Below are 23,132 nucleotides of genomic sequence, written 5' to 3' on the forward strand. Positions count from 1 at the left end.
TGGGGCGGAACCTCTTTGATCAACAAACTACATATCCTCTCTGACAGTCTCTTAAGGCGCATAGCCAACAGTCTGAATTCAGAGCACAATGTATATTTGAAATTCCTATCTACTTATTATTACCCGTAGCCACCCCAAACAAATTGGTATCGCTATGCAAGAGGAACACACAGGACAACCCGCTGACCGCTCAACCCGGCGAACGGACACAAAAGGCGTGTCCGGCCAAGCAGACCGGACACGCCTTGCTTTCGCGTCGTTCGGGAAAAGCTCCGGCAGATGCCGGAGATTCGAATCGATATTATGGATGGACAATGTCCTGCACAGCGATATCCGTATCAATCATCAGATTGACTAGGGTCGAGCCAGCATATCCTGTGTAATGGTCGTACTGATGTCCGTCGGCCCCGGCCTCCACGCCTAAATGCGTCCAGCCGGTATCCGTGGTCGTCACGGAGTCGTTCCCGTCACCGTGCACCCACAGGGTGTCAGTGCCGCCCGTGGTGTCCAACACGTCCGAGGCCTTGAGGGTCAGGGTGTTGGCGTCGTCGGCATCGCCGGCGATGTCGATCTGCTCGATGCCGGTGATCCGGCCCGCGACATTCATGGCCGTCAGGTCAAGGGCGCTGCCGGTGCCCGCGTGGCCTTCCAGGCGGAAGGTGTCGAACCCCGCTCCGCCGTCAATGGAATCCGTGAAGCCGCCGATCAGCGTGTCGTTTCCCCCGCCGCCGATCAGGCTGTCGTCCCCGGCCAGGCCGGAGAGGACGTTGTCCCCGCCGTTGCCGATGAGCGTGTCATCATAGGCCGAACCCGTGAGATTCTCGATGGAGATGAGCACGTCGCCATAGCCATGGTTGCCGCCGTAGAGGACCCCCGGGTTGGTCCCGTCGTCGATGGTGGACAGCGTGGACGTGACCGTGCCGCCGCCGGTCTGGGCCGTTTGGCTGTCCTGCAGGTTCAGGTCCACATACACCTCGGCCTCGCTCAGGCTGTAGTCCGCGGTGTCGATGCCCTCGCCGCCGTCCAGGGTGTCCAAGCCGCCGAGGCCCATGAGCAGATCGTCGCCCGCACCGCCTTCCAGCCGGTTGGACGCCGCGAGGTAAGCCCACGAGTCCGGCGCGGCGAACGCCTCGTCTCCTACGGAACTGCCGATGAGCGTGTCGTCGTGGGCCGAACCGATGACGCCGTCGATGTACCAGAGCTGGTCCCCGACCTCCTCGCCGCCAGGAGCGCCGGACTGAACGCCGTAGTTGGACTGGTTGCGCAGGTCGATGCTGACCCCCTGGGCCGCGTTCAGGTAGCTGACCATGTCGTAGTGCATGCCGCCCCACAGGAAATCCGCTCCCGCGCCGCCCTCCAGGGTGTCGTTGTGGTCGTTGCCCCACAGGGTGTCGTTGCCGCCCCCCCCGACAAGCAGGTCATCGCCGTCCAGGCCATAGATCTCGTTGGCCTCGTCGTTGCCGATGAGCGTGTCGCCCGTCATGCCGTACGTGCCCAGGACGTGCCGGATGCCCGTCAGGACGTCGCCGACGGCGTCGTTGCCCTCCTCGCCGCCGCTTTGGGCCGTGACACCGTCCTGGATGCTCAGGTCGACGTACACGGACTGGCCGTAGTTGACCGTGAAGTCGTCGCCGGTGAGCTCGTAGCTGACATAGTCGATGCCGCCACCCATGATGCGGTCCGCGCCCTGGCAGCCGATGAGCTTGCTGCGGACGGTGGAGAGGCTGACCAGCGTGTCGTTGCCCGTGCCGCCGAGGAGGAGGTCCTGGTTGCCGTCGCTGCCGCCGTCGGACCTGTGGCCATAGAGCATGTCGTCGCCCGCGCCGCCAAAGAGCGTGTCGATGCTGTCGCCGCCGTAGATCGTGTCGTTGCCGCTGTCGCCGAACAGTTCGTCCGCGTGGCCGCCTCCGTCGATGACGTCGTCGCCATCGCCGCCATGGACGGTGTCGTTGCCGTTGCCGGCGAATATGGTGTCGTTGCCGCCGTAGCCGTTCAGGATGTTGATGGCGGTGCTGCCGAGGATGGAGTCGGCATACGCCGAGCCGTTGACGTCCTCGATGCCGGTCAGGATGTCGCCCTCGGCGTGGTTGCCCGCGCCGCCACCGATCTGGGCCGCGGTCCCGTCCTGCCTGGTCAGGTCCACGTTGACCCAGGCGGTGCTGGCGCTGTAGTCCGCCAGGTCGCGGGTGCCCGAGCCGCCGTTCAGTCTGTCGGCACCGGCCCCGCCCACCAGGGTGTCGTTGCCCGAGTTGCCGATGAGCGTATCGTCGCCGTCCAGGCCGATGAGATGGTTGCCCGCGGCGTTGCCCGTGAGCACGTCGCCGTAGGAAGCGTCGTTGCTGCCGATGAGATGCTCGATGCCGATCAGCGTATCGCCCAGGGCGTCGTTGTCCGCCCCGCCACCCGACTGGGCCGTTGTTCCGTCCTGGATGTTCAGGTCCACGGCCACCCAGCTCGCACTCTCGCGGTAATCGGCGAAATCCAGGCCAAGGCCGCCATCGATCATGTCGGCCCCGGCCCCGCCGCGCAGGGTGTCGTTGCCATCCCCGCCGAGCAGGATGTCGTCGCCAGCCAGACCGGCAAGAAGGTTGGCCGATGCGTCGCCGACGATGCTGTCATTGTATGCCGAACCGATGACGTTCTCGACGCCGATGAGGGTGTCGCCCTCGGCGTGGCCGCCGGACTGGGTGGCGCGGGTCAGGTCGATGTCCACGGACGCGCTGCTTGCGCCGTAATCCACGGTGTCGCCGCCGTCCTGGGTGTACAACCAGTTGACGGCGTACGACTGCCCGCCGCCGTCCAGGGTGTCGGCGCCAGAGCCGCCGCGCATGGTGTCGTTGCCGTCCAGAGCTTGGACGTGGAACGCGTAGCGTGAATCGTTGAAATCCCAGGCCGTGGTCAGGTCATCAGACTCCGGCGTGCCCCAGATCTGGATCGCGCCGCCCGCGACCTCGGCCTCGTTCAGGCCGGTCTGCACGTAGAGCCGCACGGTCTGGCCGTCCTTCGCGGCTTCGTACAGGACATAGGTCTGTCCATCGATGGCCACTTCCGGGGCGGCCTGGGTCCAGGTCCAGCCGCCGTCCGCCAGCCTGGCCACGGAGTCACCAGCGTCACCGGTCACCATCAGGGCCATGAGCCCGCTGCCCGCCGGGTCGGCCACGCCGTTCGACAGGATGGCGGCGCCGCTCACGGTCAGCCCCTTGCACGCGCCCGTCAGGTCGATGCGCTCCACTCCGGTGATGGCCGTGAAAGAGCTCACGTCGAGGTACTCGTCCTCGGACGCCAGCACGTCATGGCCCGCGCCGCCGTCCACCACGTCGCCCGCGCCGGCCCGGATCAGGTCGGCGCCATCGCCGCCCTGGAGCGTGTCATTGCCCGCTCCACCTATCAGCGTGTCGTTTCCCCCGCCGCCGACCAGGCTGTCGTCCCCGGCCAGGCCGGAGAGCACGTTGTCCCCGCCGTTGCCGATGAGCGTGTCATTATAGGTCGAGCCCGTGAGGTTCTCGATGGAGATGAGCACGTCGCCATAGGCATGGTTGCCGCCGTAGAGGACTCCCGGGTTGGTCCCGTCATCGATGGTGGACAGCGTGACCGTGACCGCGCCGCCGCCGGTCTGGGCCGTGTGGCTGTCCTGAAGGTTCAGATCCACATAGACTGCGGCCTCGCTCAGGCTGTAGTCCGCGGTGTCGATGCCCTCGCCGCCGTCCAGGGTGTCCGGAGCGCCGAGACCCATGAGCAGGTCGTTGCCCGCACCGCCTTCCAGCCGGTTGGACGCCGCGAGGTAAGCCCACGAGTCCGGCGCGGCGAACGCCTCGTCTCCTACGGAACTGCCGATGAGCGTGTCGTCGTGGGCCGAACCGATGACGCCGTCGATGTACCAGAGCTGGTCCCCGACCTCCTCGCCGCCAGGAGCGCCGGACTGAACGCCGTAGTTGGACTGGTTGCGCAGGTCGATGCTGACCCCCTGGGCCGCGTTCAGGTAGCTGACCATGTCGTAGTGCATGCCGCCCCACAGGAAATCCGCTCCCGCGCCGCCCTCCAGGGTGTCGTTGTGGTCGTTGCCCCACAGGGTGTCGTTGCCGCCCCCCCCGACAAGCAGGTCATCGCCGTCCAGGCCATAGATCTCGTTGGCCTCGTCGTTGCCGATGAGCGTGTCGCCCGTCATGCCGTACGTGCCCAGGATGTGCCGGATGCCCGTCAGGACGTCGCCGATGGCGTCGTTGCCATCCTCGCCCCCGCTTTGGGCCGTGACACCGTCCTGGATGCGCAGGTCGACGTACACGGACTCGCCGCGGTTGACCGTGAAGTCGTCGCCGGTGAGCTCGTAACTGACATAGTCGATGCCGCCACCCATGATGCGGTCCGCGCCCTGGCAGCCGATGAGCTTGCTGCGGACGGTGGAGAGGCTGACCAGCGTGTCGTTGCCCGTGCCGCCGAGGAGGAGGTCCTGGTTGCCGTCGCTGCCGCCGTCGGACCTGTGGCCGTAGAGCACGTCGTCGCCCGCGCCGCCAAAGAGCGTGTCGATGCTGTCGCCGCCGTAGATCGTGTCGTTGCCGCTGTCGCCGAACAGTTCGTCCGCGTGGCCGCCGCCGTCGATGAAGTCGTCGCCATCGCCGCCATGGACGGTGTCGTTGCCGTTTCCGGCGAATATGGTGTCGTTGCCGCCGTAGCCGTACAGGACGTTGATGGCGGTGTTGCCGAGGATGGAGTCGGCGTACGCCGAGCCGTTGACGTCCTCGATGCCCGTCAGGATGTCGCCCTCGGCGTGGTTGCCCGCGCCGCCACCGGTCTGGGCCGCGGTCCCGTCCTGCCTGGTCAGGTCCACGTTGACCCAGGCGGTGCTGGCGCTGTAGTCCGCCAGGTCGCGGGTGCCAGAGCCGCCGGAAAGTACATCGGCCCCGGCCCCGCCCACCAGAGTGTCGTTGCCCGCGCCGCCGACGAGGGTGTCGTCGCCGTCCAGACCGATGAGATGGTTGCCCGCGGCGTTGCCCGTGAGCACGTCGCCGTGGGAAGCGTTGTTGCTGCCGATGAGATGTTCGATGCCGATCAGCGTATCGCCAAGGGCGTCGTTGTCCGCCCCGCCGCCCGACTGGGCCGTTGTCCCGTCCTGGATGTTCAGATCCACGGCCACCCAGCTCGCGCTGTCGCGGTAATCGGCGAAATCCAGGCCAAGGCCGCCGTCGATCAGGTCGGCCCCGGCCCCGCCGCGCAGGGTGTCGTTGCCGTCCAGACCGTAGACTTTGAACGTCACGCCCTCGCGGCTGAAATTCGCCACGCCCGTCAGGTCGTCGGCTTCGTTCGTGCCCCAGACCTGCACCGTGCCGTTCAGGATATGAAAGGTCGCCTCGCCGGTGCTCAGACTGCCGTCGTCGACGGTGAAGACAAAGGAATCTTCCTCGATGACCCGGATCTCGTCGCCGATCTGCGGAGTGTTGAAGCGGAAGGAGACGCGGTCGGCGTCGAGGTCGGCCTGGGTGAAGACCGGCTGCGAGAAGTCGGTGATTTCCACGCCGTCCAGCAGCAGCACGCCGTTGGCCGGGCCCTGAGTGATGGTGTACCCGAGATCAGAGGCGGCGTTGTCCACATCCGTGGCCGAGAGCGAACCCGTCAGGGATCGCGCGGCCAGTTCGTTCACCAGCAGGAGCGAATTGACCTCGACCACCGGCGCGTCGTTGACCGGATCGACCGTCAATGCCGCCGTGGCCGGGGCCGTGCCGCCGTGGCCGTCGCTGACCGTGTAGTCGAAGGACACGGAGCCGTGCCAGTCGGCCGTGGGCGCGAAGGTCCACGTGCCGTCGCCGTTGTCGGTCAGGTCGCCGCTGCCCGAGGCCACCGTCAGGCCCGTGACTGAGAGCGCGTCGCCATCGATGTCCGAGGCATGCGCCAGCAGCTCCGCAGCGGTGATGGTCAGGCTGCCGTCCTCGCTCATGGAACCCAAATCTACGGAACCGGCAACCACCAGTGCGTCGTTGACCGGATCGACCGTCAATGCCGCCGTGGCCGGAGCAGTGCCGCCCTGGCCGTCGCTGACCGTGTAGTCGAAGGATACGGCCCCGTTCCAGTCGGCCGCGGGCGCGAAGGTCCACGTGCCGTCACCGTTGTCGGTCAGGACACCGTTGCCCGAGGCCACCGTCAGGCCCGTGACCGAGAGCGCATCACCGTCGATGTCCGAGGCATGCGCCAGCAGCTCCGCGGCGGTGATGGTCAGGCTGCCGTCCTCGCTCATGGAACCCAAATCTACGGAACCGGCAACCACCGGCGCGTCGTTGACCGGATCGACCGTCAATGCCGCCGTGGCCGGGGCCGTGCCGCCCTGGCCGTCGCTGACCGTGTAGTCGAAGGACACGGCCCCGTTCCAGTTGACCGCGGGCGCGAAGGTCCACGTGCCGTCGCCGTTGTCGGTCAGGTCGCCGCTGCCCGAGGCCACCGTCAGGCCCGTGACCGAGAGCGCGTCGCCGTCGATGTCCGAGGCATGCGCCAGCAGCTCCGCGGCGGTGATGGTCAGGCTGCCGTCCTCGCTCATGGAACCCAAATCTACGGAACCGGCAACCACCAGTGCGTCGTTGGCCGGATCGACCGTCAATGCCGCCGTGGCCGGAGCAGTGCCGCCCTGGCCGTCGCTGACCGTGTAGTCGAAGGATACGGCCCCGTTCCAGTCGGCCGCGGGCGCGAAGGTCCACGTTCCGTCACCGTTGTCGGTCAGGACACCGTTGCCCGAGGCCACCGTCAGGCCCGTCACCGAGAGGGCGTCGCCGTCGATGTCCGAGGCATGCGCCAGCAGCTCCGCAGCGGTGATGCTCAGGCTGCCGTCCTCGCTCATGGAACCCAGGTCTACGACACCGTCCACCACTGGCGAGACGTTGTTTGCCTCCCCCCCGTCATCTCCGTTCATGACCGGCGCCGGCGCCTCCCATTCCGAAAAGTCGGGATTCTTGCTGGCGGACAAGCCTTCCCCGGATTCGGCACTGAAGGACGCCATTTGAAGGAGCTGACCCAGGCCGAAATCTCCGCCGGCATCCCGATGCAGAAAGCCGGTATCGGCCACGCTGGCCTGGTGGATGGACAGAGGTTCGCCGACATGCGCGTCCCCCTCCTCGACGGCTGCCTGGGGCGCGAAAACAATCAGGGACTCTTTCGTTTCGGAACCCGGCACGGCCAGTTCCGGCAAGGAGGCTGCCGAAGCCACGACAAGTTCCCCTCCTCCCTTCAGGCGTACGGAGTATTCCCCATGCGCCCCGAGCGTTACCTCGACATTTTCGGGAGGTTCGAAGAGTACCAGACGCTCACCCTGAGCAAGATTCACCTTGCCACCGTTGGCCACATGCCTTTCCAGAAAACCGCCACTGCCCTGACGAACGCCCACCTTGATTGCGTACATGGAATTACTCCTCAAGCTTGTTATGGTACTAGAGTTCGAGCCCAACCTAGCGAGATTCCATGTGCCGAGTAATACGCACGCCTGAATAATTTACGTATGTAATACCTACTCAATTTAAGGGGTAACCCGAAAAGGAATCACCAACAAATTCGTACATCACGCACGCCAAACGCCTCATTCATGCCGATAACCATGGATTTCAGAAGGCGTGCGGGCTGATCGCCTGGAGCCCGAGGCTGCACCGGGCCCGTTTCAAGGCAGGAGAGATCATGCGGACAGGAGGAATGGAGGCGACGCCGTCTCATGCCAACATAGGCCATGAGATCGACCGTCAATGCCGGGTGAACGGGACCAAAGCGGCTGGTCACGAGAAAACGCGGCGCGCGTTCAGGAGTGGCTGAACGCGCGCCGCGTGAAAGCGATGCATTCTCGGGTGGCGGACCGATCAACTGCTTTCGGAATCGGGAACGTCCGCTCCAGGCAACTTCAGGAGCATGGCTTGCGCTTGCGTACGCGTCCGATTGTACGGGATCGATACGCATCCAGGCATCGAGCGCGCACGGTCATGAATTCGCCTTTTTCTGGCGTCGTCTTCTGACGGCCTCCCCCAGCAAGGCGAGCCTGCGGGGCAGGAGTTTTTGCAGATCGTAATTGTCGATGATGGTCTGCCTGGCCCGTTCGCGCACGACCTGCAAACGGTCGCGATTCTCCAGCGCCTCGATGGTGCGCTCGGCGATGGCCTTTGGGGAATGGAAATCCGTGAGGAGGGCGTTATGGCCGTCGATTGCCACTTCACGCACCGGTTCCGTGTCCGAGGCCACCAGCAGGCAGCCGCAGGACATGGCTTCGAGAAAGGACCAGGACAGCACGAAGGGCCGCGTCAGGTAGACATGAACGGATGAGGCGCGCAGGAGCGTACGGTACTGGCCGTACGGCAGGGTCCCGACGAAATGGATGCGCTCGGGGTCCGGTTGCAGGCGTTCCATCAGGACCTGCTTCCAGGTCTTGCCCGGTTCCGGGGGTGAGCCGTAGCATGTCCGGTCCTCTCCGCCGATGACCACATGGCACTGGGGCCGGCGTCTGACCACCTCCACCGCAGCCTCCAGGAACTGGGGGAAGCCTCTGTACGGCTCCATGCCGCGCGTGGCGTAGGTCACGATTTCCGTGGCGTCCGACAGGTCCAGGCCCGGCAGGGTCATGCGGGCGGCCGGATCGGGGGAAAAATACTCCGTGTCCACGCCGTCATGGACCACGGAAATCTTGGAGCGCAATTCCACGGGAAACTGTTCGAGCTGCCAGCGGGTCGGGCAGATGCCCAGATCGCAGCCGAGCAGGTCGCTGATGATGGGAAGATTGTTGACACGCACCGAAGTTCTCGACTTGAGAGTCGACGGCTGCCCGGAAAAACGCATGTCCGCGCTGTCGGAGCCGTAAAACCATTCGAAATACCCGACAAAGGCCGCCTCGGGAAAGACGTCCTGCAGCAGCATGGTCGGTCCCCACCCGGAATGGCCACAGATGACGTCCGGCACGAACCCTTCGGAACGCAGCCGCACGGCCCTGCGCATGGCCGCCCCGGCATGCCGGGCGACGTTTCCCGAGTTCCCCATCAGACCGCCCATGGGATCGGCCGTCTTCATGTCCGGAGCGTAAATCGCTTTGCGGACACCGGGTATCTCCCAATCAGGACGGTCTTCCTGCGTGAGGAAAACCACCTCGTTCGCGGAGTTGCGCCCGAGAAACGCGGCCACATTGCGGAACTGAGCCGGAAAATTCACGTGTACGAAAAGAATGCGCATTCTGCCTCCGTGTCCGCATCGTCGTTGAGCCATTCACCGGCGTCATTCTGTCGAGCCGTGGTCGCGTCCGGAATCCGGGGCTGGAACCGGCTCACCTTCCTGTTCCAGATATCGCCTGCACCAGCCGGAACGCGTCGCTTTCATGCTGCGTCAAGCCCATCCTCGCGTCATCCCCGGTCCGATCCGTCCGATCCTCCCAAGCCGGGACGCCGGGAGAGTCGGACGGATCGGGCGCCCGAGCAGCCGGCCCTCAATCCGCAATCTCCTCGACCCTGAGATCGACGCCGAGGGTTTCCATGAGCCGGGAAGCGGGTGCGCACAGCCGGTAGTGAGAGAAGGTGTGCGCCGCCATGCCGTTCAGGTAGACCTGCTGCGAGCTGAACAGGCTCTTCTGCGCAGAGACCAGATCCACCAGGGAGCGCTGCCCCATGCGAAACTGGTCGGTGTAGCTCGTCACCACCTGCGCATTCTCGTCGGTGAGGCTGCGCAGCACGGACAGCAGCCTGCCCGTCGCGCGGTAGAAACTCCAGGCCGTGCGCATGTCTTCCTCCACCTCGCGCTGCACGCCCAGGGCATCCTGCTCCGCCTTGAGCCTGTCGGCCTTGGCCTTGCGGATGGCCGCCGCGTCGGAGCCGCCGCTGAAGAGGTTGAAGCTCAGTTCCAGCATGGCCGAGGCGTCGTAGTAATCCGCGGTGTAGCCGCCCGTGTTGTCCGCGCGCCCGGCGGCGAGCTTGACCTGCACCTTGGGCATCATCCGCCCCTTGGCCGAATCAACCTCGCGCTCCTTCTGCTGCTCGGCCAGGCGCGCCGCCTTCAGGGCGCGATTGCCGGCAGCGGCCTGGCTCACCGCGGCGTCCTCGCCCTGCGGAACGACATGGGCGGGGCGGTCGGGCATGGCCAGCGCGCCGGGCTTGGCGCCGAAGAAGCGGATATATCCGGCCTCGGCATCCTCCGCGGCCTGAGTGGCCTGTACGAGGCGCGACCGGGCCTCTTCCAGGGCCGCCTGGGCCTGCGTCACGTCGGCCTGGGTGCCGCCGCCGCCTTCCTGGCGGATGCGCGTCAGTTCCGCCAGCTTCTCGTGCTCGGCGATGTTGCGCAGACAGAGTTCGACCACGGCCCGGGTGCGGATCACCTCCATGAAGTACTGCGTCGCGCTCAGTCCCACGTCCTCGGCCGTGTTGAACAGTTCCTCGCGCCGGGACTCGGAGTGCAGCTTGTCCGCCGCCACCTTGGAAGAGGTCAGGCCGCCGTCGAAAAGCAGCTGTGACAGCACCACGCGCTCCTCGTTGGTCCACGCGTCGCCGTCGCCGCCGGAATACATGGCCTCCGTCGTGTCGTTGTGCCGCAACGCGTACCCGCCGCGGGCGACAAAATCCAACTGCGGCAGCAGCGCCCCGTAGGACTGCAGATAGGCCTCGTGCGACACTGCGGCGGCGTGCTTGCCGCTCAGAAATTCGGGATTGTCGTCCATGGCCGACTGGATGGCGGCCTTCAGCGACACCTCGCCTCCCGACACGTCATCCAGCAGGGCCTCCACGCCCGACGCCCCGATCGGACTCATCCCCGCCTTGCCTGTGTCAAACCCCTGCGCCAGTCCGACCTTCGGCACCAGCAACAGCGCGAACAACACCCACAAAACGCCACGGTATGCGATCCCCAGTCCGTTCATCTCGTCTCCCCCTTCGTTATCGGGCCCCCGGAAAATCCGGCTCCGCCCGGTTCCACACTGCAACCTCGATTGAGCAACCTCGGTTGAGTCCTGTTTAGTGGAGGAAACGCTGTCCTTTGAATCCATACCCCCATGTATATTAAGTACTTATACTTACTTAATCCGGCACCGACTGGCACCCTTCAAGTACTCCATGATGCGTATTCACCTCCCCGAAAACCCTCGATTCGTACCGGACTCATCAGACGCCTAAGGCCGGCTCGTCCGGATGGCGCCCCTGCGCGCCGCCGACCCACTTTTCCAGGACGCCGAACAGTTCCCGGGTATCGATGGGCTTGGCCAGATGGTCGTTCATGCCGGCAGCGATGCACGCTTCCCGGTCGCCCTTCATGGCGTTGGCGGTCATGGCGATGATGGGCAACTGCCTGTACCTGTCCATGGCCCGGATACGGCGACTGGCTTCGAGCCCGTCCATGACCGGCATGGTCATGTCCATGAGCACGACGTCATACGCCTCTTCGGTCTCTTCCAGCCGCTGCAACGCCTCCAACCCGTTGCAGGCCACCTGCGTGTCCGCCTCGACTTCGTCGAGGATGGCCCGCGCCACCTCCTGGTTGAACTGATTGTCGTCGACCAGCAGCACGCGCAGGCCCCTCATGACGCTGCCGGGCAAAGCATCCCGTTTCTCCGGAGCCTCTCTGTCGCCCCTGTCCCTGCAGCGGCCCATGGCCGCCATTACCGCATCGAGGACTCCGTCCGCCGTGACCGGCTTGACCACGAAACCGGCCACTCCGATATCCTCTGGGTCCCGTCCCTGTGGGTCTTCGTGCGACGGAAGCGCCGCCAACAGGGCCGGCACGTCTTTCGGCAACCCCGCGGCCCGCAGCCGCTCCATCGTCTGGGGCCCGTCCAGGCCGGGCATGTCCCAGTCCAGGATAACCAGAGAAAAACGATCGGGATTGCGTTGCACTGCCGCCACCGCCTGCAGGCCCGATTCCACAGCCTCGCAGGCAAAGCCCAGGCCGGCCAGGGCAAGAGCGAGATTGCCCCGCGCCGCCGGGTTGTCGTCGGCCACGAGAACGGCCAGGCCTTGCATTTCCTTCGGGAGTTCCGGCCTTGCCGAAACAGGCTTCCCGTCCAGGCCCAAATCCAGTTCGACCCTGAACGTCGAGCCCAGGCCTTCCTCGCTCGACACCCCGATCACCCCGCCCAAGAGGCCGACAAGCCTGGAACTGATGTTCAACCCCAGCCCGGTCCCTCCGAATCGGCTGGCCGTATCCCCGCCGCCCTGCTCGAACGGCTCGAACAACCGGGGTCTGAGGGCGGCCGGAATCCCCGGCCCCGTATCCGCGATCTCGAAACGGAACCTCCGCCCGCCGGACGCGTCCCCCTGTATCCCGGGAACAAGGCCCGCCCTGATCCAGACTTCGCCGTTCACGGTGAATTTCACGGCGTTTCCCGCGAGGTTCACCAGAATCTGCCTCAAGCGCATGGGATCGCCGAGCACCTGGACGGGCATGTTCTGTTCCAGGTCGAGAAGCAGCTCGTTGCCGTTCTTCCGTGCCGTGGGCGCAACAATCTCGCACACTTCCCGCATCAGGCAGAGCAGATCGAAAGGCTTCCGCTCCACGTCGAGCTTGCCCGCCTCGATCTTGGCCAGATCGAGAATCTCGTTGATCAGCCCCAGCAGATGGGCGGCCGATGTCTTGACCTTGGCCAGGCACTGCCGGATCTGGCCGAGAGAAGAAGCGTTCAGAGCGATATCGGTGAAACCCATGATGGCGGTCATGGGCGTACGGATCTCATGGCTCATGCGGGCCAGGAAAAGGCTCTTGGTCCGAGCGGCCAGGGCCGAGGCCTCCCGCTCCAGCTTGAGCTGGCGGATGCGGTAGGCCAGGGGCAGGGACATGAGCACTGCCTCGGCCGCCAGGGCCAGATTGAAACCCATGGAATAGCCCAGGCTGCTCCATCCGACGACCGTGGCGGCGAAAATGAAGAAAAGCACGGAAACGAGACTCCAGGCCATGAGCAGAATGCATCCGGGCCAACGCCCCTTGAAGCAGCTGGACAGGCTGACGCCGAAGCCCATCAGGAAGACCGCCACGTTGAAGACGAGGTTGAACATCGTGTGCATGTGCGAGGAGGGCAGCAGCGGCCCGAGCACGACGAGGGCGCCCGTGGGGAAGGCCCAGGCCAGAAGCACCTTGTCCCAAACGGGATGGTCCCGGCGCGTCTCCAGAAAATCCCGCAGAAACAGACACATGGCCATGGCGCAGATGTTGATGGACGTGGCCGCGACCAGGGCCTGTCCTTCGTAGCTGAAAAACGGCGTCCACATCTTGTTGGAGAAGTAGCCCAGCAGGGCGACGTGAAAGACCACGAACCAGAGGTAGGAGCGGTCGCGCAGGTAGAGGAAGATGACGAAGTTGTAGACGATCATGGCCAACAGCACGGCCACGAAGGCCCCGAAGGCCAGGCTGCGCAGATTGTTTTCGGACAGGCAGCGGTTGCGCTCGCACAGCGACGGTCTGACGAAGGTCACGCGTTCGCTGAAGACCCTGAAGTAGTAGGTGTGGCTTTGCCCGTCGGCGATGAGCGGGATGAGCCGACCCTCGCCGGTGGACCCGAAACGGTGGGAGGTGCGCTGCCAGAGGCTGCCGTCCGGGCCGGGCCGTGGCAGCGGGGAGAAGAAATCAAGGGTCCGGACGTAGGCCCAGTCAGGGTCGAAATACCAGTCCGTGCCGGGATCGAGCCGCAGGGTGAAGCGGAACCACCATACGGAGTCCGCCATGCCGAGATTGAAGGACGTGTCCAGCACAGGCCGGAAGGCAGGCGAACCGGCCACCTGCCCGATTTCCTTCAGGGTGTGGGTTCCGTCCTCCAGCACCTCCAGATAGGGCCCCAGAGCCAGAAGCGACTGACCGGGCGGCGGGGACGCCTCCAGCACCAGCAACTCCCCGGACACAGGGGGTTTTGGGTCCGGTTCGGACTCTGCAATCCACGCGACGCGGGGGGCGGCCCTGGTCATGGACGGACAGGCCAGGACCACGAGGGCGGCGCAGAGCGCCATGACCGTCCAGGAGCCGACCTTCCGAACGGTCACGCTCAACCCATGACAGGGCCGACGGGGGGCTCCCCCCGTCGGCCCTGAGTTTTTCTTCTGCGTCTCCCAATTTCTCGGAGAATCCAGGCCTGGATCTCCGCAAGGGGTCCGCCGACCCTTCGAATTCCCGTTCCCTTCGTCGCTGCGCGACCCGAACTCCACGATTTGCCTGTTTCCCCCGCGCTCCATCCACGCCCCCTTTCCCGACGGAAACCGGGACCGCGATCAGGCGTGCATGACGTTCTGGTTGGCGATGTCCGTGTCGATCATCAGGTTGACCAGGATCGAACCCGCGTTCCCAGAGTAATGGTCGTACTGCTGCCCGTCGGCCCCGGTCTCCACGCCGACATGCGTCCAGCCGGTATCCGTGGTCGTCACGGTGTCGTTCCCGTCACCGTGCACCCACAGGGTGTCGGTGCCGCCCGTGGTGTCCAGCACGTCCGAGGCCTTGAGGGTCAGGGTGTTGGCGTCGTCGGCATCGCCGGCGATGTCGATGCGTTCGAAACCCGTGATCCGGCCCGCGACGTTCATGGCCGTCAGGTCAAGGGCGCTGCCGGTGCCGGCGTGGCCATCCAGGCGGAAGGTGTCGAATCCGTTTCCGCCGTCAACGGAATCCATGAAGCCGCCGACGGCCAGGTCGTTGCCGTCGCCGCCGATCAGTGTGTCGTTTCCGCCGCCGCCGACCAGACTGTCGTTCCCGGCCAGGCCGGAGAGCACGTTGTCCCCGCCGTTGCCGATGAGCGTGTCATTATAGGTCGAGCCCGTGAGGTTCTCGATGGAGATGAGCACGTCGCCATAGGCATGGTTGCCGCCGTAGAGGACCCCCTGGTTCGTCCCGTCGTCGATGGTGGACAGCATGACCGTGACCGCGCCACCGCCGGTCTGGGCCGTATGGCTGTCCTGCAGGTTCAGGTCCACATAGACCGCGGCCTCGCTCAGGCTGTAGTCCGCGGTGTCGATGCCCTCGCCGCCGTCCAGGGTGTCCGGAGCGCCGAGGCCCATGAGCAGGTCGTCGCCCGAACCGCCCTCCAGCCGGTTGGACGCCGCGCGCCACGCCCACGAGTCCAGCGGGGCGAACGCCTCGTCGCCCACGGAACTGCCGATGAGCGTGTCGTCGTGGGCCGAACCGATGACGCCGTCGATGTACCAGAGCTGGTCCCCGACCTCCTCGCCGCCGGACACGCCGGACTGGAGACCGTAGTTGGACTGGTTGCTCAGGTCGATGCTGACCCCCTGGGACGCGTGCTCGTAGCTGACCATGTCGTAGTGCATGCCGCCCCACAGCATGTCCGCCCCGGCGCCGCCCTCCAGGGTGTCGTTGTGGTCGTTGCCCCACAGGGTGTCGTTGCCGCCGCCCCCGACAAGCAGGTCATGGCCGTCCAGGCCGTAGATCTCGTTGGCCTCGTCGTTGCCGATGAGCGTGTCGCCCGTCATGCCGTACGTGCCCAGAATGTGCCGGATGCCCGTCAGGACGTCGCCGATGGCGTCGTTGCCATCCTCGCCCCCGCTTTGGGCCGTGACACCGTCCTGGATGCGCAGGTCGACGTACACGGACTCGCCGCGGTTGACCGTGAAGCCGTCGCCGGTGAGCTCGTAACTGACATAGTCGATGCCGCCGCCCATGATGCGGTCCGCGCCCTGGCAGCCGACAAGCTTGCTGCGGACTGTGGAAAGGCTGACCAGCGTGTCGTTGCCCGTGCCGCCGAGGAGGAGGTCCTGGTTGCCGTCGCTGCCGCCGTCGGACCTGTAGCCGTAGAGCACGTCGTCGCCCGCGCCGCCAAAGAGCGTGTCGATGCTGTCGCCGCCGTAGATCGTGTCGTTGCCGCTGTCGCCGAACAGTTCGTCCGCGTGGCGGCCTCCGTCGATGAAGTCGTCGCCATCGCCGCCATGGACGGTGTCGTTGCCGTTTCCGGCGAATATGGTGTCGTTGCCGCCGTAGCCGTACAGGACGTTGATGGCGGTGTTGCCGAGGATGGAGTCGGCGTACGCCGAGCCGTTGACGTCCTCGATGCCCGTCAGGATGTCGCCCTCGGCGTGGTTGCCCGCGCCGCCACCGGTCTGGGCCGCGGTCCCGTCCTGCCTGGTCAGGTCCACGTTGACCCAGGCGGTGCTGGCGCTGTAGTCCGCCAGGTCGCGGGTGCCAGAGCCGCCGGAAAGTACATCGGCCCCGGCCCCGCCCACCAGAGTGTCGTTGCCCGCGCCGCCGACGAGGGTGTCGTCGCCGTCCAGACCGATGAGATGGTTGCCCGCGGCGTTGCCCGTGAGCACGTCGCCGTGGGAAGCGTTGTTGCTGCCGATGAGATGCTCGATGCCGATCAGCGTATCGCCAAGGGCGTCGTTGTCCGTCCCGCCGCCCGACTGGGCCGTTGTCCCGTCCTGGATGTTCAGATCCACGGCCACCCAGCTCGCGCTGTCGCGGTAATCGGCGAAATCCAGGCCAAGGCCGCCGTCGATCAGGTCGGCCCCGGCCCCGCCGCGCAGGGTGTCGTTGCCATCCCCGCCGAGCAGCGTGTCGTTGCCGCCAAGGCCGGCAAGAAGGTTGGCCGCCGCGTCGCCGGTAATGCTGTCGCCGTAGCCCGAGCCGATGACGTTCTCGACGCCGATGAGCACGTCGCCCTCGGCGTGGCCGCCGGACTGGGTGGCGCGGGTGAGGTCGATGTCCACAGCCGCGGTGCTGGCGCCGTAATCCACGGTGTCGCCGCCTTCCTGGGTGTACAGCCAGGGCGTGAGCGCTGCGTACGCGTGCCCGCCCCCGTCCAGGGTGTCGGCGCCAGAGCCGCCGCGCATGGTGTCGTTGCCGTCCAGGCCGTAGACTTGAAACGTGTAACGGGGATCGTTGAAATCCCAGGCCGTGGTCAGATCGTCCGCCCCTTCCGTGCCCCAGATCTGGATCGCGCCGCCCGCGACCTCGGCCTCGTTCAGGCCGGTCTGCACGTAGAGCCGCACCGTCTGGCTGTCCTTCGCGGCTTCGTACAGGACATAAGTCTGTCCATCGACGGTCACTTCCGGGGCGGCCTGGGTCCAGGTCCAGCCGCCGTCCGCCAGCCTGGCCACGGAGTCACCAGCGTCACCGGTCACCATCAGGGCCATGAGCCCGCTGCCCGCCGGGTCGGCCACGCCGTTCGACAGAATGGCGGCACCGCTCACGGTCAGCCCCTTGCACGCGCCCGTCAGGTCGATGCGCTCGATGCCGGTGATGGTTGTGGAAGAGTTCACGTCGAGGTACTCGTCCTCGGACACCAGCACGTCATGGCCCGCGCCGCCGTTCACCACGTCGCCCGCGCCGGCCCGGATCAGGTCGTCGCCGTCGCCGCCCTGGAGCGTGTCATTGCCCGCTCCGCCAACGAGGGTGTCATCCCCCCCGCCGCCGACCAGACTGTCGTTCCCGGCCAGGCCGGAGAGCACGTTGTCCCCGCCGTTGCCGATGAGCGTGTCATTATAGGTCGAGCCCGTGAGGTTCTCGATGGAGATGAGCACGTCGCCATAGGCATGGTTGCCGCCGTAGAGGACCCCCTGGTTCGTCCCGTCGTCGATGGTGGACAGCATGACCGTGACCGCGCCACCGCCGGTCTGGGCCGTATGGCTGTCCTGCAGGTTCAGGTCCACATAGACCGCGGCCTCGCTCAGGCTGTAGTCCGCGGTGTCGATGCCCTCGCCGCCGTCCAGGGTGTCCGGAGCGCCGAGGCCCATGAGCAGGTCGTCGCCCGAACCGCCCTCCAGCCGGTTGGACGCCGCGCGCCACGCCCACGAGTCCAGCGGGGCGAACGCCTCGTCGCCCACGGAACTGCCGATGAGCGTGTCGTCGTGGGCCGAACCGATGACGCCGTCGATGTACCAGAGCTGATCCCCGACCTCCTCGCCGCCGGACACGCCGGACTGGAGACCGTAGTTGGACTGGTTGCTCAGGTCGATGCTGACCCCCTGGGACGCGTGCTCGTAGCTGACCATGTCGTAGTGCATGCCGCCCCACAGCATGTCCGCCCCGGCGCCGCCCTCCAGGGTGTCGTTGTGGTCGTTGCCCCACAGGGTGTCGTTGCCGCCGCCCCCGACAAGCAGGTCATGGCCGTCCAGGCCGTAGATCTCGTTGGCCTCGTCGTTGCCGATGAGCGTGTCGCCCGTCATGCCGTACGTGCCCAGAATGTGCCGGATGCCCGTCAGGACGTCGCCGATGGCGTCGTTGCCATCCTCGCCCCCGCTTTGGGCCGTGACACCGTCCTGGATGCGCAGGTCGACGTACACGGACTCGCCGCGGTTGACCGTGAAGTCGTCGCCGGTGAGCTCGTAACTGACATAGTCGATGCCGCCGCCCATGATGCGGTCCGCGCCCTGGCAGCCGACAAGCTTGCTGCGGACTGTGGAAAGGCTGACCAGCGTGTCGTTGCCCGTGCCGCCGAGGAGGAGGTCCTGGTTGCCGTCGCTGCCGCCGTCGGACCTGTAGCCGTAGAGCACGTCGTCGCCCGCGCCGCCAAAGAGCGTGTCGATGCTGTCGCCGCCGTAGATCGTGTCGTTGCCGCTGTCGCCGAACAGTTCGTCCGCGTGGCGGCCTCCGTCGATGAAGTCGTCGCCATCGCCGCCATGGACGGTGTCGTTGCCGTTTCCGGCGAATATGGTGTCGTTGCCGCCGTAGCCGTACAGGACGTTGATGGCGGTGTTGCCGAGGATGGAGTCGGCGTACGCCGAGCCGTTGACGTCCTCGATGCCCGTCAGGATGTCGCCCTCGGCGTGGTTGCCCGCGCCGCCACCGGTCTGGGCCGCGGTCCCGTCCTGCCTGGTCAGGTCCACGTTGACCCAGGCGGTGCTGGCGCTGTAGTCCGCCAGGTCGCGGGTGCCAGAGCCGCCGGAAAGTACATCGGCCCCGGCCCCGCCCACCAGAGTGTCGTTGCCCGCGCCGCCGACGAGGGTGTCGTCGCCGTCCAGACCGATGAGATGGTTGCCCGCGGCGTTGCCCGTGAGCACGTCGCCGTGGGAAGCGTTGTTGCTGCCGATGAGATGCTCGATGCCGATCAGCGTATCGCCAAGGGCGTCGTTGTCCGTCCCGCCGCCCGACTGGGCCGTTGTCCCGTCCTGGATGTTCAGATCCACGGCCACCCAGCTCGCGCTGTCGCGGTAATCGGCGAAATCCAGGCCAAGGCCGCCGTCGATCAGGTCGGCCCCGGCCCCGCCGCGCAGGGTGTCGTTGCCATCCCCGCCGAGCAGCGTGTCGTTGCCGCCAAGGCCGGCAAGAAGGTTGGCCGCCGCGTCGCCGGTAATGCTGTCGCCGTAGCCCGAGCCGATGACGTTCTCGACGCCGATGAGCACGTCGCCCTCGGCGTGGCCGCCGGACTGGGTGGCGCGGGTGAGGTCGATGTCCACAGCCGCGGTGCTGGCGCCGTAATCCACGGTGTCGCCGCCTTCCTGGGTGTACAGCCAGGGCGTGAGCGCTGCGTACGCGTGCCCGCCCCCGTCCAGGGTGTCGGCGCCAGAGCCGCCGCGCATGGTGTCGTTGCCGTCCAGGCCGTAGACTTGAAACGTGTAACGGGGATCGTTGAAATCCCAGGCCGTGGTCAGATCGTCCGCCCCTTCCGTGCCCCAGATCTGGATCACGCCGCCCGCGACCTCGGCCTCGTTCAGGCCGGTCTGCACGTAGAGCCGCACCGTCTGGCTGTCCTTCGCGGCTTCGTACAGGACATAAGTCTGTCCATCGACGGTCACTTCCGGGGCGGCCTGGGTCCAGGTCCAGCCGCCGTCCGCCAGCCTGGCCACGGAGTCACCAGCGTCACCGGTCACCATCAGGGCCATGAGCCCGCTGCCCGCCGGGTCGGCCACGCCGTTCGACAGGATGGCGGCGCCGCTCACGGTCAGCCCCTTGCACGCGCCCGCCAGGTCGATGCGCTCGATGCCGGTGATGGTTGTGGAAGAGTTCACGTCGAGGTACTCGTCCTCGGACACCAGCACGTCATGGCCCGCGCCGCCGTCCACCACGTCGCCCGCGCCGGCCCGGATCAGGTCGGCGCCATCGCCGCCCTGGAGCGTGTCATTGCCCGCTCCGCCTATCAGCGTGTCGTTTCCGCCGTCGCCGATCAGGCTGTCGTCCCCGGCCAGGCCGGAGAGCACGTTGTCCTCGCCGTTGCCGATGAGCGTGTCATGATAGGCCGAGCCCGTGAGGTTCTCGATGGAGATGAGCACGTCGCCATAGGCATGGTTGCCGCCGTAGAGGATCCCCGGGTTGCTCCCGTCGTCGATGGTGGACGGAGTGACCGTGACCGCGCCGCCGCCGGTCTGGGCCGTGTGGCTGTCCTGCAGGTTCAGGTCCACATACACCGCGGCCTCGCTCAGGCTGTAATCCGCGGTATCCTTGCCCTCGCCGCCGTCCAGGGTGTCCGCGCCGCCGAGGCCCATGAGCAGGTCGTCGCCCGCACCGCCTTCCAGCCGGTTGGCCGCAAACCGAAACGGCCTGTACCCGTACTGCGCGGCAACTTCATCATCGCCCACGGAACTGCCGATGAGCGTGTCATCGTGGGCCGAACCGATCACGCCGTCCACGTACCAGAGCTGGTCCCCGACCTCCTCGCCGCCGGGAGCGCCGGACTGAAAGCCGTAGTTGGACTGGTTGCGCAGGTCGATGCTGACCCCCTGGGACGCGTGCTCGTAGCTGACCATGTCGAAATCCTGGCCGCCCCACAGGTAATCCGCTCCCGCGCCGCCCTCCAGCGTGTCGTTGTGGTCATAGCCCCACAGGGTGTCGTTGCCCTCGTTGCCGATCATCAGATCATTGCCGTCGAGGCCGTACATCACATTGTCCTGGTGGTTGCCGATGAGCGTGTCGTGGGTCCAGGTGCCTATGACGTTGACGATGCCTATGAGGGTGTCGCCCACGGCGTCGGTTTCGCGGCCCTCGGGGTCGATCTGGGCCAGCCAGTTGCCGTCCGCGTCCTTGCCCTGGCGGCGCAGGTCCAGATAGACGCCCGGCCCGAAGTTGAATTCGTAGTTGACGTGCCCGGTCAGCTCGTAGCTGGCGATGGTGGACGTGCCGTTGCCGATGAGCATGTCGGCGCCCATGCCACCGATGAGCGTGGACTTATATCTGCTGCCGCGGGTCTCGTGGCTGGCGTCCAAGGTGTCGTTGCCCGCGCCGCCGACGAGAAAATCCATCGCCGTGTCGGCGCTGCCGTCGGGATTGTAGCCGACCAGATAGTCGTCGCCGTCGCCGCCAAAGATGGTGTCGTAGCCGTTGCCGCCGAAGATCGTGTCGTTGCCGGCGCCGCCGTACAAGTCGTCTTCGCTGGTGCCGCCGGCGATCCAGTCGTTGCCCGCGCCACCAGAGATGGTGTCGTTGCGCCCCCCGCCGAAGATGGTGTCGTCGCCGTCGCCGCCAAAGAGGAGGTTGCTCGAGTCATTGCCCGTGACGACGTCGTTGAATCGCGAGCCCAAGACGTCCTCGATGCCGACGAGCGTGTCGCCCTCGGCATGACCGCCGGACTGGGCGCCGGTCCTGGTAAGGTCAACGTTCACCGCGCCGTCGCTGGTGCTGTAGTCGGCCAGATCGCGGTTATTGGCACCGCCGTCCAGGGAGTCGGCCCCGGACCCGCCGCGCAGGGTGTCGTAACCAGCGCCGCCCAGGAGGGTGTCATCGCCCGCGCCGCCGTCGAGGAAGTTGTCGCCGACGTCGCCAGCGATGCTGTCGGCGAAGGCCGAGCCGATGACGTTCTCGATGGAGACCAGGGTGTCGCCCTCGGCGTGGCCACCGGACTGGGTGCCGGTCCTGGTCAGGTCCACGTCCACGGCCGCGTCGCTCCGGCGGTAGTCCGCCGTGTCGAGCCCGCCACGGCCATCGAGAAGATCGGCCCCGGCCTGGCCGGCCAGCACGTTGTTGCCGCCGTCGCCGCGCAGGGTGTCGGCGTAGCGGGAGCCCACGACGTTCTCGATGCCCCGGAGCACGTCGTCCTCGGCATGGCCGCCTAACTGCCTGGCGCGTTGCAAATCCACGTCCACGGCCGCATTGCTGGCGCCGTAGTCCACGGTGTCACCGCCTGGCGTCGCGCCGGGAACCGTCACGCCGGCTTCCCACCACTCGCCCGTCCCCACGCTATAGGAAACACCCGTGGACGAATGCCCGCCGCCGTCCAGGGTGTCCGCGCCCGAGCCGCCGCGCAGGATGTCGTTGCCCTCGAAACCGTAAACGTGGAACTTCACGCCGTCGCGGTCGAAATGGGCCACGCCGGTCAGGTCGTCGGACTCGTCCGTGCCCCAGACCTGGACCGTGGAATTTTGGATGTGAAAGGTGGCCGGACCTGTGGTATGCGTGCCGTCCGTGACCGTGAAGACGAAGGTGTCGTCCTCCAGCACCAGAACCCCGTCCTGAGCGTGAGGATCGAAGCGGAAGGTGACCCGGCCGGAGTCGATGTCGGCCTGGGTGAAGGTGACCTTGGTCGCTTCCACTTCCTTGCCGTCGATGTACAGCGTGCCGGAGGCCGGCCCCTGGCTGATCCTGAACAGCAGGTCACCGGGGCCGCTCTCGCGGTCCGTGACACGCAGGTGGCCCGTCAGGGGCTCCATGGCGTCGTCATCAACCAGGAGAATATTGTTGATGTCGATGACCGGGGGGAGGTTCAGGTTGCCTGGGGCGGAATCCCCGGACAGTGCGTCGGCCAGCAGGCCGTCCTCGTCCTTCCCTGCGAAGACCTTGCCCTTCGCCAACCCGCCTCCGGCCTCGGCACTGAAGGCGGCCATGCCGAGCAGTCGTCCCATGCCGAAGTCCTCGCCCGTCTGCTGGTCAAGAAACGTCGTGTCGGCTACGCTCGCCTCGTGAACCCCCAGGGGCTCATGCGTCACGGCCCCTTCTTCACCGCCTGCTCCGGCCCGCTCGAACACGATGACAGGCTGCCCCCTGAATACCGGGGACTCGTCCGGCCCCATGGCCAGGGCTTCGGGTGGCAATCCCTCGGATTCAACCGTGAACTCGCCGATCCCTTCCAGCCGGATCGCAACCTTCCCCTCTCCGCCGGACCGTACTTCGGCCTGCTCCGGCGCAGCCGCGATGAGCAGCTGTTCGTTGCCGCGCAACGACACCTTGCCGCCATCGGAAACATGCACTTCACGAATCGAACCATCCGCCTGACGAACGAGCACCTTATTCTTCAACATGGCCTGCCCCCATATTCGAGTTGTACCAATTTAAACATTCCGAAACAGATAGATGCTTTC

Annotated in this window: 5 protein-coding genes; all 5 read right to left on the reverse strand. The window is 66.3% G+C overall.

Annotated features, from left to right (window positions below; all coding sequences use genetic code 11):
* Positions 1-301: 301 nt before the first annotated feature.
* Entirely contained in the window at positions 302-7,378 is a 7,077-nt protein-coding gene (locus ACYQ3G_RS00120; RefSeq protein ID WP_459821209.1) for a cadherin-like domain-containing protein, read from the reverse strand.
* Positions 7,379-7,941: 563 nt separating this feature from the next.
* Positions 7,942-9,177: a glycosyltransferase gene (locus tag ACYQ3G_RS00125; protein WP_459821211.1), complete on the reverse strand. Its 1,236-nt coding sequence runs from the start codon at positions 9,175-9,177 to the stop codon at positions 7,942-7,944.
* 250 nt (positions 9,178-9,427) lie between these two features.
* Complete coding sequence (locus tag ACYQ3G_RS00130; RefSeq protein ID WP_459821213.1) at positions 9,428-10,846, reverse strand: TolC family outer membrane protein; 1,419 nt, start codon at positions 10,844-10,846, stop codon at positions 9,428-9,430.
* A 241-nt stretch (positions 10,847-11,087) separates the two neighbouring features.
* A complete protein-coding gene (locus ACYQ3G_RS00135) occupies positions 11,088-13,949 on the reverse strand; it encodes a hybrid sensor histidine kinase/response regulator (RefSeq protein WP_459821215.1) in 2,862 nt (953 codons plus the stop codon).
* Positions 13,950-14,174: 225 nt separating this feature from the next.
* Complete coding sequence (locus ACYQ3G_RS00140; RefSeq protein WP_459821217.1) at positions 14,175-23,072, reverse strand: cadherin-like domain-containing protein; 8,898 nt, start codon at positions 23,070-23,072, stop codon at positions 14,175-14,177.
* Positions 23,073-23,132: the final 60 nt, after the last annotated feature.

Source organism: Desulfomicrobium salsuginis (assembly GCF_054657795.1).